Here is a 14050-nt window from a genome sequence, read left to right as displayed (position 1 = left end):
GCAAATGCTCATATGAATATAAGTCCGGCGAAGCAGTTGCTTCCCGGCTTTTTTGCGTTTGAGATCCTGCGGATGAAATATTGCACAGATATATCTAATGTTTAAACCTCTTTTTATGGCATACATATAGTAAAATATAGGGAAAAGATTAAACATCAAGCAACGGAGGAAGCTCATGAAGGAGTTTAAGGATCGGCTTCAACAGGTTCAGGAGCAGCAGAAACAGTTGGCGAAGGAGTATCACGCCTTGCTCCAGGAATACCAGTCCGATGACCTGATCGTTCAGAATGAACAGTTACAGGAACAGTATGAAGCTCATAAGCTCAAGCTGCAACAGCTCGAACTTCGCTCGCGCAAGATGGAAGAAGAGAATGCACGTCTTCGCATGGCGTTATCTGAACAGATGCTGGATGAGAAGCTGAATTTGATCCGGGTATCGCGGGAGAAGATGGAGACCTATTTTCAAGGGAAAACAGCGGTACATAATGATCGAATTGCATTCCATGAACATCGAACCAAATCCAATCTGAACGCGCTGTACAACCAGGCCGCACAGGAGTTGCAAGAGGACTCCCACGAGGTGAAGGAGAGGATTGCTTACCTTGCGGCAGAGGTGAATGAGCGCATTGAATCGCACAGACGAGCTGTGCGGGATAGAGAAGAGGCTCTGCGTGGGCACATGGAACGTGGATATGAGCATATGGCGGAGGAAGGTTTGAGCGAAGAGACTATTCAACGCCGGATCAAGCAGAATCGCATGGAGATGAAGATTGGACTCAGCTGGATCAACAAAGTAGCCATCTTGCTCCTCATTCTGGGCGTTGGAGCAGCATTCCAATATTCGTACTCCACTTGGTTTAATGACGAGATGAAGAGCGGAGCCTTTTTCCTGCTCGGTGCACTGATGCTCGCCGGAGGAGAGTGGCTGTTCCGCCGCAAAAGGCAGACGTTTGCGATGGGGCTGCTCGGCGGGGGGATATCCGTGTTGTTCGGCTCCGTCTTCTATAGTTACTTTTTACTGCATATTATCGGGTTATATACGGGACTTGCCCTGTCTGTATTGGTATCGGCAATCTCCGTTTTGTTGTCCTTGAGATACCAGTCGAAGACCATCTGTTCACTAGGTTTGGTGGGCGGATATCTTCCGCTATTCTCCTACATGTTCTCGTTCGGACTTGAAGGTCCGGCTGTCTATGTAGCCATGATCTATCTGCTGCTCTTAAACGGGATTATTGTGTTCATTTCGTTTGGCAAACGGTGGCCGGTGGTGCACTATATCAGTTTCCTGTTCAACACACCATCCATGCTCATCCTCTTATGGCTGTCGCCAAGTGAGAAAATTGGCATGTTGTATTCCATTGTGACGTTTGCATTATATCTGGGCATTACGCTGGCATATCCGTTCAAACACCGGATGAAGTTAACCTGGTGGGATTTCGCTCTACTCGCCATGAATACGAGCATTAGTTGTCTGATGTTATACGTGTTATTTGATGTGGCGGGTTGGAATGATGCTCAGGGCTTGCTGGCGTTGATCTTCTGCGTGGTGTATCTGGGCCTCGCACGATTCGTCCAGCGCCATATGGCTCAGGAGAAACAGACGATATTACTCTTCTATGTCACTTCCCTGACCTTTGCCATTCTGATTATTCCGTTCCAATTCGGGGCCAAGTGGTTATCGATGGGCTGGTTAATCGAAGGGGTTTTGTTGGTTACGCTTGGACATCTGAAACGGCTCAAATCGGTGGAACGTGCCGGATGGGGCATCGTGCTTCTATGTCTAATCACTTTTTTGTACTACGATCTGCTGGCGCTATTCTTCATCGGGGAACGTTCTTTCTTCATGTTAAAATACTCCAGTATCACGCTGGGAACCTTGCTTATTACACTGTATTATGCCTGGGCTGTTCACAGCAACTCATCTTCCAGAGAGAGATTCCAATACAGCCCGCTGGAGCTGGGTTTCCTAAACGGATTCAAGTATGTAACACTTGCGAATCTGTGGTTATACGTGCTGTATGAGTCGAATGAATTGTATACCAGAGCTGTCGATGGGACGTTCCTGTTATACATGTTCTACAAGTTACTCATGTTCGCAGCGCTCACCATTGCATTGGCCTATGGACTGAACAAGGTGAATCTGCTGCGTGATCGATACGTGCAGGTGTATACCACCTTCTTGCATGCCATTGGCTGCTGTATTGCACTGGCCGTAACCTTAACCATGCCAGCGCTTCAGCCGGAAGTTCAACAGCATACAGCGGCGGAGATTGTTGGTTTGCTGGTGCTAATTATCTTTAACGTAGGGGTATTTTTTGCAGGAAGGGATCTGCTGATTGCAGGCATCCGCGGGCAGTTCAAGAGCATTGAATGGTACCCGGTTATCGCAGGGGTGTATCTGCTGGGTGTCATCACCGTCTTCCTGACGATTCAGTTCCAATGGGGCGATATGGGGCTGATGTTCAGCCTGATCTATCTGCTGCTCGCGATTCTCTATATTGCCTATGGATTCCGTAGAAAATATGTCATGATTCGGCGTCTGGGCCTAGGACTAACGATGTTCGCTACGGGGAAGATGGTGTTCTATGATGTGGGGATGCTCACCTCAGGTAGCAAAATCTTTGCCTATTTCAGCTTCGGCGTTCTATTGCTTGGGATCTCTTACCTGTATCAGAAGGTGTCCAGCCGGATGGAGGAAGTACAGTCCAGAGTGACAGCGAAGCCTGACGACGAGCCGACTGTGCCGGAGGAAGACCAAGATTGATTTGGGTTTTGAACGATTGTAGTTACCTTTGCGATCATATGGGGAGGGATTCGTAAGATGGGATTCGACCTGAAAATTATGCTTTGGCAACTGTTATGGATTGCTGGCCCTGTAGCTCTTGTCGTGTATGGCTGGAGGAAATTTGGCGCCAAAAAGAAGCGGCATTGACGTGAGTGCGGGTGAGATGGTGGAATGTCCGCTGTACACTTCACTTCGTTTAGGCAAATAAGTCGTTATCAGTGTTGTTCAAACGGATAGACGATCTTTTGTGTAGTATAGATTTTTTGGATTAAAATGAGGCTCCGGGCTGCTGTTACCAGCAATCTGGGGCCTTATTGATGTGAGTCTATGGCTTCGCCTAATATGACATTCGTGAAACGTTTTGCGCGGAGATCACGTTATAATAGAGTAGACTAGGGCTGGATTTTCATTTGTAACCATGAGGTTTCGGCAGCTGATGTGCCTTTCAGTGATTCTCCGCCATCATCGTTCATACGGGAGAGCACGGTTAATGTCATGGACAGGGCAAAGGCGAGCAACACGTATATGAAAATATTTTTTTTGTTCATTAGAAGGTACCTCTCTTGTTGAATGAGCTAAAGTTGACATCCGGCCGTCATGAGAAAAAAAGCACAACGTCTGGTATAGTAGAGTGAGTAGAACCGAACATAAATCGTTCCTGTATACCACTATATTGAACTATAGCGGTGCAAACAATGGAACAAATCTGATGATTTTATCATTATTGTTACAAAATGTTTATAGAGATCGAGTGAGTGATCATTGAAGGTGGGAGAATAACATGCGGGAGACGGCAAAAATCGTCATTCGTACGCCAGGACAGGAAAGTGACGGCTCATTCGCTTATGTAAGCCAGGGTCGCTCCATTACGGTGGGACGTTATACAGGCGGTAGTGAATTGGACTTGTCTGTTTATAATCAGATGATATCGAAGCGGCATTGCCGCATTCATTATGATGTACAGCAACAGTTATGGATCGAGGATCTGGATAGCAAAAATGGAACCGAACTGAACGGGCAGCGCCTCGTTCCTTATGAGAAATATCCGTTTGGCGAAGGAGACAGCCTGACGTTGGTCAACGGCTTGATTCAGCTTCGCACGGAAGGCGATCTTGGAGAGACGAGGGAATATCGGGTGTCGGATCTGCTGGGTGAGGGCGTACGTTTACTGGATCACCTGCAAACCGTACAGATCGGCGAAGTGGAGATTCCGCTGTCCAAGAAGGAGTATCAGCTGTTCAAGCTGCTGTATAGTCAACTGGACCACTTTGTGACAAGGGAACAAATTGTGGCTCAGGTGTGGCCGGAGCGTAGTATGCTGGAGAGTGAAGCGGTAGGGATTGACGAGATTAACTCGCTAATCTATCGGACGAATCGTAAGCTGGGTGTACACTTTACCATCAAGTCCGTTTATAAAAAGGGTGTATATATGAAGTCTCATGTGCCGGAATGAATGAGTGATAACAAAGGGATGAGTTCATGTTCATCATTTACCTGATTCCATGGCTTATTGCCGTGGTGACATTGATATGTGTCATATCCATCGTACTTGTCAGTTGGAAAAACGGGATCTCCCCGATGCCCACATCCAGTCGTGTCAGACAGGTGGTCATTCAGGAGGTAAACCGTATTCCAGGGTACGGGGATGTGCTCGAAGCCGGCTCCGGATGGGGTACATTGGGAATGGATGTTGTAAGGCATTGCCCTGGTAAACGGCTGACCGGGATTGAGAATTCGAGAATCCCCTTATGGTCTTCCCAGATAATTGCCTATCTCAGTGTTCGCTTACGTCGAGCCAAGGGAAACAAGCACTCTCTCAAGGGCAGACTGCGCTTCATGCGCGGGGATATCTACACCAGTTCCTATGAACATGCGGATTGTGTGATCTGTTATCTGTTTCCGGGAGCGATGACCCGACTTCTGGACAAGTTCAGTCGGGAGCTTCCGCCGGGTGCCAAGGTGATTAGTATCTGTTTTGCCCTGCCGGGCAAGGAACCGCTACGCACAATAACATGTCGAGATGCCCTACGTACCAAAGTGTATGTGTATGCTTTTTAATGAAGAAGCTTATGATTGGAGACAGGAGAAACCGGAGGAATGAGACCCTCATGTTTCTGCTTTTTTTCAATGCATGTTATAACTCACGTGGGGTGTATATAGCTATGAATAAACAAGAACAAGTGACTGATCATTTCAGAGAATTATTTAATAAAATGGTCTGGATTAACAAGTCGAAGATGGAAGCCAGTCTTCGTGGTTATAAGTCTTCCGAAGTTCATTGCATTGAATATATTGGAAAGAATATCGATCCCAATGTGACAAAGCTTGCAGAGTCGCTGTATATGACCAAGGGTGCCATAAGTAAATTGACGAAGAAACTTATCGAAAAAAAATTGATTGAAGTCTACCAGAAGCCGGATAACAAGAAAGAGGTCTATTTCAGACTGACCGAGAAAGGGGCCGTTGTATTCGGTATTCACGAGGAACTTCACCAAGAATTTCAAAAGCGGGATCAGGCTGTGTTTGAGCAGGTAACCGAAGCGCAATTGGAGGGAATGCTCAGGTTTATGGAGCAATACAGCAAACATTTGGACGCAGAGATAAAGAAACAGGGTTTGGACATTTAGATAAATGTGTGTAATTAAGAGTAACACAAAAAGCAACCTACTCTAATCGAGGGTAGGTTGCTTTTTTATTTGAATAATTATTGTTGACAAGGAAACTAAAAAGAGTTACATTTTTTGTTGAATAGGAAACAATAATACAAAGAGGAGACACATATGACTAAAGAAAACGTCAAAACCACTGAATTACCCAAAGAGGTGCTCATTGCAGCCTGGGCTATAGCTCTTGGAGCCATTGCACCTTTGCTTGACTCTACCATGGTGAATATTGCCATAGATCAATTAACACATGATTTCAATACAACTTTGACCATTATTCAATGGGCCATTACAGGCTATATTCTTGCTCTTGCCATGGCAGTTCCCATCTCCGGTTGGCTTATGAACAAGTTTAATAGCAAGAAGATTTTCATCGGCGCTGTTATCCTCTTTGGAGTTATTTCTTGTTTAGTAGGTGTTAGCTGGAACATTTCGAGTTTTATCTTCTTTCGTTTACTTCAAGGGTTCAGCGCAGGGGTGATTACGACCCTCATGTTTACCCTCTTGGTGAAAACGGCAGGGAAAGATCACTTGGGAAAAGTGATGGCCATCGTAAGTACGCCTATGATCTTCGGCCCTATTCTGGGTCCAGTCCTTGGAGGATTCATCGTTCAGGTGGCATCCTGGCAATGGATTTTCTTCATTAACGTGTTTATCGTGTTGATTGCTGCGCCAGTAATGATGAAAACAATTCCTGACTTTGAACCTTTCAACAAAGAGAATAAGCTTGATCTGTTTGGCATTATTAATTTGTCTTCCATGAGCGGGGCTTTAATCTACGGGATAACGAGAGCTGCGGAACATGCTACGTTTAACAATAATGAAACGATCTTATGGGTGGGTATTGGTGTGGGTTTGGCTGTCATATATATGGTTTATAATCTCATTCGCAAGAATCAAACGGTCCTGCCCATGAGTTTGTTTACTTATAAAAGTTTTGCTGCTTCAAGCGCCGGCTTGTTCATGGCAAATATTGCTCTTATGGGCCCGATGTTAATCCTCCCGCTATTCTTTCAAAACTTTCGCCATTTTACGGCGATTGAAACAGCAGTTGCTCTTATCCCACAAGGGGTTGGGATGCTTGTTACTCGGCCTTTACTTGGAAAAATGATTGATAAAATTGGACCCAAATATGTAGTGATCGTCAGTTTATTTCTTTCTCTCATTGGTTCAATTCCGCTTATTTTTATCTCTGATAAAACAAGTATGATCTGGATCTCCGTTATATTGTTAATTCGTGGTGCGAGTATTGGAGGAATTAGTCTGCCGTTAACAAGTGAAGCATACACCGGGCTTGATAGCACACAGCTCCCCGAAGCGAGTGTGGGCATTAATATGATTGAGAATCTTGGTTCAAGCTTTGGCTCAGCTATTATCGCAACGGTTGTTGCAACGGTCATACAAGGGTTGCAACCAACGGTCATAAATGAGTTGAAGGGGTACCATGCTGGATTTCTATTATCCAGCGTTATTCTTGTAATTATTCTAATCCCTAGTTTGTATCTTACAAATAAAAGGAACGCATGAACAGTTACTCATGTTCTTCCTGAAAAATAAAAGCACTAGGCCCCGAATTCACTGTTATCGTGATTTCGGGACCTAGTGCTTCTTATTATACACTTAACTACAAATTATGATTATTTTGCAGAATCAGTAGTGCCTGTGCTGTCGGAGGTTGTACCCGATTGGGATCTGTTTCTGCCGCCTCCGAATCCACCTTGTCCACCGCCGCCACCAGGACCGCCCATACCTGTATTGGCTGTGGTTACACCAGATTCATTCACCCAAGTCACATTACTGGTCGATTGGAATGCAACTACTTGAGTTCCGCCACTGTAGGTACCGTCTGTGTAGAGTCCATCCACCGCTTTACCTGTAGACGTACCACCGGAGTAGATCACATAGGAGCCATCTTTTTTCAGATCCGGGGAGCTGACAACCACGGTTTGATAATCTTTTGCCGGAGCAAAGGTCAGGATGTTGTTGCCTTCGCTGTCTTGTACATGTACAAGTGTTCCAGCCTTTTGTGTTGCAGGGAACGTCATCACAATGGTATTTTGCGTAGACGCATTGGATGTTCCTTGTGCCATACCAGAGCTTCCGGCAGCCACGAGGTATCCACCGCTGATTTCAAATGTACCGTCATAATCCAATGCTCCGTTGCCGCTATCCGTTGGTCCGTTCACAATAACCGTTCCGCCAGTCATGTTGATGGAACCATTGGAATCCAGTCCGTCACCACCTGCGTTCACGGTGAGGGAACCGCCGTTAATGTGGAACTCGTTATTGCTTGCTGCTGCACCACCCATACCGCCCGGTCCACGTCCTTGCTGATCAGCAGCTGTACCTTGGGATGCCTGATCGGTAGTTGATGTTGTGCCTGTCGTTTCGGTTACAGAGATGTTCGATGTCGTTGTTGCATCGGTTGCTGTAGTCGCGCTATCTGTACTTGCCGCTGTATTCGCAGCTGTTTCCGTCTCGCCACCTGCAGCATTGACGCCATCATCGGATGCCGTTACATCTACATCCCCATCGTTCAGGGTGATCATTGCACCTTCAAGTCCTTCATAGCTCTTCGCAATCGTGATTTTTCCGCCGTTAATCGTCAGGGCCTGATCGGCATGAATGCCGTCATCACCAGATTCAATGTTGAGTGTTCCGTCGTTAACGGTCACGTTATTGTTGCTGTGCAGGGAATCATCCATGGAATCAATGGTATACGTACCGCCATTAACCGTAAGGTCTGTACCTGCTTTGAATGCTTTGGCACTTGTGGACTCGGTTGCTGTTGTTGCAGTGTCCGCATCAGCATTGTTATCCGTTGTTGTTGTTGTTGTTGTGTTGGCAGAGTTGGATGCTGCTGCGCCGTTTGTAGTAGCACCTGTATTCGTACCGCTGTTAGTAGGCATCTCCGGCATATCTGCAGGAGGTTCGCCATCCGGTGGTGTGCCCATATCGGTTGGAGGTGTTCCGCCACCCCATCCACCGCCACCGCCGCCAAATGGACCTTCTTCTACTTTGGCTGGTGCATTGGCGCTACCGCCGCCTGTTACAATGTTGTAAGTGCCGCCATCTGCCACGAGTGCGGTTTCGGCTTGAATACCATCATTGCCACTCTGAATATCGAAAGTACCTCCAGCGATAGCAACGTAGCCTTTAGTGGTATCCGTGTCATTGGTCGATTTGATGCCGTCGCCTTCGGATTCAATGGTAATCGTACCTGCTTGAATGGCGACCATATCCTTACCTTTGATACCGTCATCGGCTGCTTTGACACTGATGTTACCACTAATGATTTTCAGATCATCCTTGCTCGTAATACCTTCATTATAGTTACCTGTAACGGTCAATTGACCTGCACCGTTGAATGTAAGATCCGCTTTGCTGAAGATCGCAGCATCGGGCTCGTCTGTCGTAGCGTCGGCGTAGACATATGTTTTACCATCGGAAACGGTATTTTTTGTTCCTTTTTCGAGCGTAATTACCGCTTTACCAGCCTTCTGAATGTAGATTGCGGCGCTGTCGTTATCATGGATCGTTGCTCCGTTTAATACGAGATGCACAGTACCCTTATCGGCAACGTTAACCACGATCTGGCCGTCCGTTAGCTCACCGCTAAGTACATAAGTGCCTGCTTCCGAGATGGTTACCGAACCATTCGCGGCTTTAGCGCCCGAACCGGTCACCGTTGCAGTTGTGCCATTCAGCTTAATCGCTGTGGAATCTGCCTCACTCCAGCTAATGTTGGTATCGTCAGCATCCAGAGAGACCAGATCCGCGTATTTTACAGAAGTTTGCTCGCTGACAGATACCGTTTTGGTTGTTCCTGTCGTTGACGTTGCGGCATTGGCTGTTGAGCTTGTGGTTGCTGGTGAACTGCATGCTGCGAGTAGGCTGGTAATCATGGCGATAGACCAAAGTTTGCTACCTGTTATCATTTTCTTCTTCATATAGATCTTTCCCTTCCAATTACAAATTAATATTCCGTTGTTGGACTCATGGTTAATGAGATATCCAGATTGCCGTTCCGTGTGCGGATCGCATCGAGGAATTCCTTTTGGCTAACACTTTCGTGAATGGTTACACTGTAGACCAGCTCATATAGACTGCCGAGTTCGGTCGTTCTGATTTTTTTCAGATCAAATGGTACGTTGAATTTATGGAACACTTCATTAAGTGCTTCTTCATAGCTCAAGTTCTCGGGAATGGTGACTTTCAGCGTTTTCAGCTGACTCTTCTTGCCGCCGAAGTTGAAGCGACTCAGGACAAACATCAGCACACACAGGATAATGGTGAACAGAACCGCGTATCCAAAAGCGCCTACACCGCAGGCAAGACCGGAAGCCATCGTGAACAATACATAAGCAATGTCCTTCGGATCACCAGGTGCACTGCGGAATCGGATGATCGAGAAGGCACCTGCCAAGCTGAATGCTCGAGCGATGTTGCTGCCGATGAGCAGAATGATGATGGCTACAATGACGGGCAGGACAACCATCGTTAAGGTAAAGCTCTGGGAGTATGTGCTTTGGTTAGTCTTCATGTAGGTGAGGCTGATGATTAACCCCAGAATGATGGCAAGACCAATGGTGATGACTGCGTTGTTAAACGTTAAATTGGTATCGGTCAAAGCTGAGTTGAAGATGGAATCAAGCATATATTACACTCTCTCTTTCTCTAATTAATTGTTCTTGTTCTATGGATGGGGCGAAATCGGTACCTGGCACAAGAATGCGCTCCGTCTGGTAATTCAGGTTGGTTGTTCTCACCAGATGTCTGAACTCGTTGCCATATTTCGAAAATCCGGTGCGGTAGAGACCATGCTCACAGAGCAATTGCGAGAGCCACAGCGGAACGGTTTTCTCGGCTTTCACTTCCATCAGCCATCGACCGTCCTTCACCAGCGGTTCACCGTAATCTCCCTGTTCCAGCTTCAGATCGTATCTGCGGCTGCGAATGTTGGTGTCAAAGGTAATGCGGAGATCCCGGCTGTTCTTGTCGAAGAGTGCTTTGCGTTCATACGCCAGATACACTTTCGGTTCCAGATCGTAGAGGCGAAGGAAGTATTTGATCTCCTCCACAACCTGTTTGTTCATATAATCCGCCAGCTCCGGTGCCTGTCCCGAACGGACAAATTCGTAAGCTTCATCCAGCTTCAAGGCTGTTCTGCGCTTGTTCACCAGGCCAAATACTTTCTTTTTGATCTCCAGATACACCTTGGCATTCTCTTCAGGTACTCCATAAGCCCGTAGTCTCAGCTTCTCCTTGTATTTTGGTTTGGAGAGACTGGCGCGAATCAGGGAATCCTGTGGAGTGTCGAAGTACAGGTTGCTGATGGAGTAGTACTCATGTTTCTTGTTGTAGGCATCCAGCTCCATGTATTTCAGCAGGTCGTTGTAGAAATGTGCGTACTGCTCATCCGTCAGAAGGTATTTGCTCTCGTATCGATTGAATACTTCAATAGCCATGTGGGACTCATTCCTTTCGTTGGTGGGTTGTATGTTTTGTTGCATCGTGTATTGCTTCCATGTCTGTATCTTAGAGCGCCAACCTTGAATGAATCTTAAATGATTTTACATTGCGTTAACATTTTTTTACCTTCCTATAATAGTACGCGTGCACAAAATGCATTAAGATTGATTCAAGGTTTAATTGATAGAATAAGAACATATAAAACAAGCCCATTGAGAGAAATAATTCAAGCAGAGGAATGAATAGAGCATGAGAATATTAATTGCGGAAGATGAGGTTCATTTGGCAGAGGCTGTATCGCAGATTTTGAAAAAAAACAACTACTCCGTGGACATGGTCCACGACGGCAGATCAGGACTCGATTATGCGCAGAGCGGCATCTACGACCTGTTACTACTCGACATCATGATGCCGGAGATGGACGGGATCACCGTCCTGAAGAAACTTCGCAGTGAAGGCAATCATACGCCTGTCATTCTGCTTACTGCCAAGGGTGAACTATTGGACAAAGTCACAGGCCTCGATTATGGTGCCGATGATTATATCGCCAAGCCTTTTGCCACAGAGGAATTGCTGGCCCGGATTCGTGCAGCTTTACGACGGAAGGGCGAAGTGGTTCCCGAGGATGGGTTGAAGTTTGGCGACATTGAGCTGAATACAACCCAATTGAAGCTGAGCGTACAGGGTAAGGAGATCAAGCTGAATTTGAAGGAGAATGAACTGCTGGAGCTGTTGATTGCCCGCAAACAGGCGATAACTTCCAAAGAGCAGATTATTGAGAAGTTATGGGGATTTGATTCGGAAGTGGAGTATAACAATGTGGAGGTGTACATCTCGTTTTTACGCAAAAAATTAACCTTCCTGAACTCTGCTGTCCGCATTAACACGATTCGGGGTGTGGGGTACGTGCTTGAGGTGACGTCCTGATGTTCAAGAAACTCCGAAATCGATTCCTGATCGTGAATCTGGTGTCCATATCTATTATGATGCTGGTGGCATTTGCGACGATCTATACGATTACGTATCAGAATGTGCAACGTGAGACAAATATGGAGTTGTACAAGATGTCTGATTTCTATCACGGTCCTTATAATTCATCCAAGATGCTGCGTGGGGAAGATGGGGGGATGGGGACGGACTCTGGTACAGGTTCAAATTCAGGTTCGTTGCCCTCCGATGCCATGGGTGGTGATAATGGAAGACCATGGGGTGATCCCAACTCACCTCCGGCACGTTCCGTTTCGTTCATGATCAAGACGGATGACCAGTGGAAGGTTACGGATACGCATTCTCAATTTGATATGGAAGATACGTTTTATACGGAGGCGCTGCAAAAGGTTGACCAGAATAAAGTTGGTGATTCGGAACGGCAGACGGGACAATTTACGCTTGATGGAACGGACTGGGCCTATGTAGTTGATCCGAGCGGTGACGGGCATATGATTGTATTCATTGATGTGACGGCACAACAAGGCATTCTGACGAATCTGATCTATACATTTGTTGTTGTTGGATTAATCATGTTGATTGTGATCTACTTCCTGAGCCGTTATTTTGCCAATCGATCCATTGCACCAGTCAGAGAAGCGTTTGAGAAGCAAAAACAATTCATCGGTGATGCTTCACATGAGCTGAAGACACCTCTGGCGATCATCAATACCAATGCTGACGTACTGCTTGCGAATCAGGAGGATACAATAGCAAACCAGGCGAAGTGGCTGCACTATATCAAGTCGGAAACCGAGCGCATGACCGGGCTTACGAATGATCTGCTCTATCTGACACAGATGGACGACTCACGCTCCACGATGATTCATGCGAAGTTTAATATGAGCGATGCGGTAGAGAGTATTATTTTGCCAATGGAGGCCGTTATTTTTGAGAAAAACATCTCCCTCGATTACAACATTGAGCCGAATCTTACAGTTCATGGGAACAGTGAGCAGATCAAACAGGTCATTCTGATCCTGCTCGATAATGCTGTGAAGTATTCCGGTCCCAAAGGGTCGGTAAACGTCACCCTCCAGAAACAGAATAATGATATCGTGCTGGCCGTGTCCAATACAGGGGAAGGCATTGCGCCGGAACATCTGGATCGGATCTTTGATCGATTCTATCGTACCGATTCTTCAAGAGCTCGCAAGCATGGTGGGCATGGACTGGGGCTGGCGATTGCTCGTTCCATTGTGGATCAGCACAAAGGAGAGTTGTACGCTCGAAGCGTGGTCGGAGAGGGTGCTACATTTTACGTGCGGTTGTCGTAGGGGTGGAGTGATGAGCTGGCTCCACACTAACCTTCGATACCGCTCTATAATCGTTCGTCAGGCATAAGTTCTGCCTGTAATGGGTTAACCTATGCTACAATGGCAACAGTATGTATGAATCAAGGAGATGACTGAACGTGGCAGAAGCAAACGCAATTAATGAACAAGAAATGATGCAATATATTGCAGATAAAACGAAGGCAAGCCAGGCGAATATCGCTCTTGTGTTGAAGCATGAGCAAGCGTACATCAACAAGGCGCACGAAAATTCCAAAGGTAACGATGTGGATATTGACGGCGATGATCTGGCTGACTATATCCTTAGTCGTAAAGATGTGAAGCTGGATGAGTTGACCGTGGAAAGCATCCTGGATGCGGAGATGGACTACTTGATGGACAAGGGTCACGCGGGATACGTAGATTAAGTTAAGTGTGGATTTGGAGCTTGGACTGTGGCGTGAGGTTTAATGAGATTTTGTATCGATGATCGGCGCATGAGGGGCTAGATTATTGGTGTGCAAAGGTGTTCAGTCCAGCGATTAAGCCTTTCTGTGATCCGGGCAAAATCTAACGAATCTCACATGCGCTATTCGGTCATTTCTCGCTCGGTCGAGAATTTGACGAATCTGAGACACGTTATTCTCTGGATTACAGGAATTTTCGGTGCAATTGCAGCATTTCTGCGGAATTAGCGTTTCTGAGATTCGTTAGTTCGGGAAATAAGCTCTATTAACCGATATAAGGTATCCTAGGTTCGTTAGAGTATGACAGAGTGCAACGAGACGTTAAATGGCTGTTTCAAAAGTGAAATCTCACAGATGCAGCCTAATGCATGGCAAGTGTTGTACTGTAAAAAAGACCTCAAC

12 protein-coding genes are annotated in these 14050 nt (G+C 46.3%); 8 read left to right on the top strand and 4 right to left on the bottom strand.

Translation table 11 applies throughout. From position 1 onward, the window contains the following. Positions 1 to 175 precede the first annotated feature (175 nt). Positions 176 to 2764, top strand: a complete 2589-nt coding sequence (locus tag BS614_RS01855) for a DUF2339 domain-containing protein (protein ID WP_074092744.1) — start codon at positions 176 to 178, stop codon at positions 2762 to 2764. Positions 2765 to 3177: 413 nt separating this feature from the next. Here BS614_RS01855 and BS614_RS31345 read toward each other — a convergent pair whose 3' ends face one another. Then, the gene (locus BS614_RS31345; RefSeq protein ID WP_017691624.1) at positions 3178 to 3333 is read right to left on the bottom strand and encodes a hypothetical protein; all 156 of its coding nucleotides are present in this window, start codon (positions 3331 to 3333) and stop codon (positions 3178 to 3180) included. A gap of 233 nt (positions 3334 to 3566) precedes the next feature. Between BS614_RS31345 and BS614_RS01850 the strand changes: the two genes are divergently transcribed. The 4 genes from BS614_RS01850 to BS614_RS01835 all read left to right on the top strand — a co-directional run bounded on the left by BS614_RS01850 (position 3567) and on the right by BS614_RS01835 (position 6975). Beyond that, positions 3567 to 4238, top strand: coding sequence for an FHA domain-containing protein (locus tag BS614_RS01850; protein ID WP_036671661.1), 672 nt, complete (start codon positions 3567 to 3569; stop codon positions 4236 to 4238). Between the two features lie 26 nt (positions 4239 to 4264). After that, on the top strand, positions 4265 to 4843 hold the full coding sequence (locus BS614_RS01845; RefSeq protein WP_074092743.1) for a class I SAM-dependent methyltransferase: 579 nt from the start codon (positions 4265 to 4267) through the stop codon (positions 4841 to 4843). Positions 4844 to 4947: 104 nt separating this feature from the next. Next, a complete protein-coding gene (locus BS614_RS01840; protein WP_074096644.1) occupies positions 4948 to 5412 on the top strand; it encodes a MarR family transcriptional regulator in 465 nt (154 codons plus the stop codon). 153 nt (positions 5413 to 5565) lie between these two features. Further along, on the top strand, positions 5566 to 6975 hold the full coding sequence (locus BS614_RS01835; protein ID WP_074092742.1) for an MDR family MFS transporter: 1410 nt from the start codon (positions 5566 to 5568) through the stop codon (positions 6973 to 6975). Positions 6976 to 7085: 110 nt separating this feature from the next. Here the strand turns inward: BS614_RS01835 and BS614_RS01830 are convergent, their stop codons facing one another. Genes BS614_RS01830 through BS614_RS01820 form a run of 3 tightly spaced genes read right to left on the bottom strand, consistent with a single transcriptional unit; the run spans position 7086 to position 10916 of the window. Next, positions 7086 to 9398 (bottom strand): carbohydrate-binding domain-containing protein, encoded by a 2313-nt coding sequence (locus tag BS614_RS01830; RefSeq protein WP_074092741.1) that lies wholly within the window; start codon positions 9396 to 9398, stop codon positions 7086 to 7088. A 26-nt stretch (positions 9399 to 9424) separates the two neighbouring features. After that, positions 9425 to 10105, bottom strand: a complete 681-nt coding sequence (locus BS614_RS01825) for a DUF4956 domain-containing protein (RefSeq protein WP_074092740.1) — start codon at positions 10103 to 10105, stop codon at positions 9425 to 9427. Continuing rightward, positions 10098 to 10916, bottom strand: coding sequence for a polyphosphate polymerase domain-containing protein (locus BS614_RS01820; protein ID WP_074092739.1), 819 nt, complete (start codon positions 10914 to 10916; stop codon positions 10098 to 10100). Before BS614_RS01820 ends, BS614_RS01825 begins: the two co-directional genes overlap by 8 nt. A 253-nt stretch (positions 10917 to 11169) precedes the next feature. Here BS614_RS01820 and BS614_RS01815 point away from each other — a divergent pair, with 253 nt between their 5' ends. From BS614_RS01815 to BS614_RS01805, 3 genes are all read left to right on the top strand, one after another. Further along, positions 11170 to 11847, top strand: coding sequence for a response regulator transcription factor (locus BS614_RS01815; RefSeq protein ID WP_074092738.1), 678 nt, complete (start codon positions 11170 to 11172; stop codon positions 11845 to 11847). After that, positions 11847 to 13184, top strand: a complete 1338-nt coding sequence (locus tag BS614_RS01810; protein WP_074092737.1) for a sensor histidine kinase — start codon at positions 11847 to 11849, stop codon at positions 13182 to 13184. The genes BS614_RS01815 and BS614_RS01810 overlap by 1 nt, the downstream gene beginning before the upstream one ends. A 137-nt stretch (positions 13185 to 13321) precedes the next feature. Further along, positions 13322 to 13609 (top strand): hypothetical protein, encoded by a 288-nt coding sequence (locus tag BS614_RS01805; RefSeq protein ID WP_370511430.1) that lies wholly within the window; start codon positions 13322 to 13324, stop codon positions 13607 to 13609. Positions 13610 to 14050 lie beyond the last annotated feature (441 nt).

Source organism: Paenibacillus xylanexedens, assembly GCF_001908275.1.
GTDB classification, from domain to species: domain Bacteria; phylum Bacillota; class Bacilli; order Paenibacillales; family Paenibacillaceae; genus Paenibacillus; species Paenibacillus xylanexedens_A.
This window is presented reverse-complemented; position numbering and strand designations above follow the sequence as displayed.

Coding starts and splice junctions, on each gene's coding strand:
- BS614_RS01855 (WP_074092744.1), top strand. CDS start 176: ATGAAGGAGTTTAAGGATCGGCTTCAACAGGTTCAGGAGCAGCAGAAA.
- BS614_RS31345 (WP_017691624.1), bottom strand. CDS start 3,333: ATGAACAAAAAAAATATTTTCATATACGTGTTGCTCGCCTTTGCCCTG.
- BS614_RS01850 (WP_036671661.1), top strand. CDS start 3,567: ATGCGGGAGACGGCAAAAATCGTCATTCGTACGCCAGGACAGGAAAGT.
- BS614_RS01845 (WP_074092743.1), top strand. CDS start 4,265: ATGTTCATCATTTACCTGATTCCATGGCTTATTGCCGTGGTGACATTG.
- BS614_RS01840 (WP_074096644.1), top strand. CDS start 4,948: ATGAATAAACAAGAACAAGTGACTGATCATTTCAGAGAATTATTTAAT.
- BS614_RS01835 (WP_074092742.1), top strand. CDS start 5,566: ATGACTAAAGAAAACGTCAAAACCACTGAATTACCCAAAGAGGTGCTC.
- BS614_RS01830 (WP_074092741.1), bottom strand. CDS start 9,398: ATGAAGAAGAAAATGATAACAGGTAGCAAACTTTGGTCTATCGCCATG.
- BS614_RS01825 (WP_074092740.1), bottom strand. CDS start 10,105: ATGCTTGATTCCATCTTCAACTCAGCTTTGACCGATACCAATTTAACG.
- BS614_RS01820 (WP_074092739.1), bottom strand. CDS start 10,916: ATGGCTATTGAAGTATTCAATCGATACGAGAGCAAATACCTTCTGACG.
- BS614_RS01815 (WP_074092738.1), top strand. CDS start 11,170: ATGAGAATATTAATTGCGGAAGATGAGGTTCATTTGGCAGAGGCTGTA.
- BS614_RS01810 (WP_074092737.1), top strand. CDS start 11,847: ATGTTCAAGAAACTCCGAAATCGATTCCTGATCGTGAATCTGGTGTCC.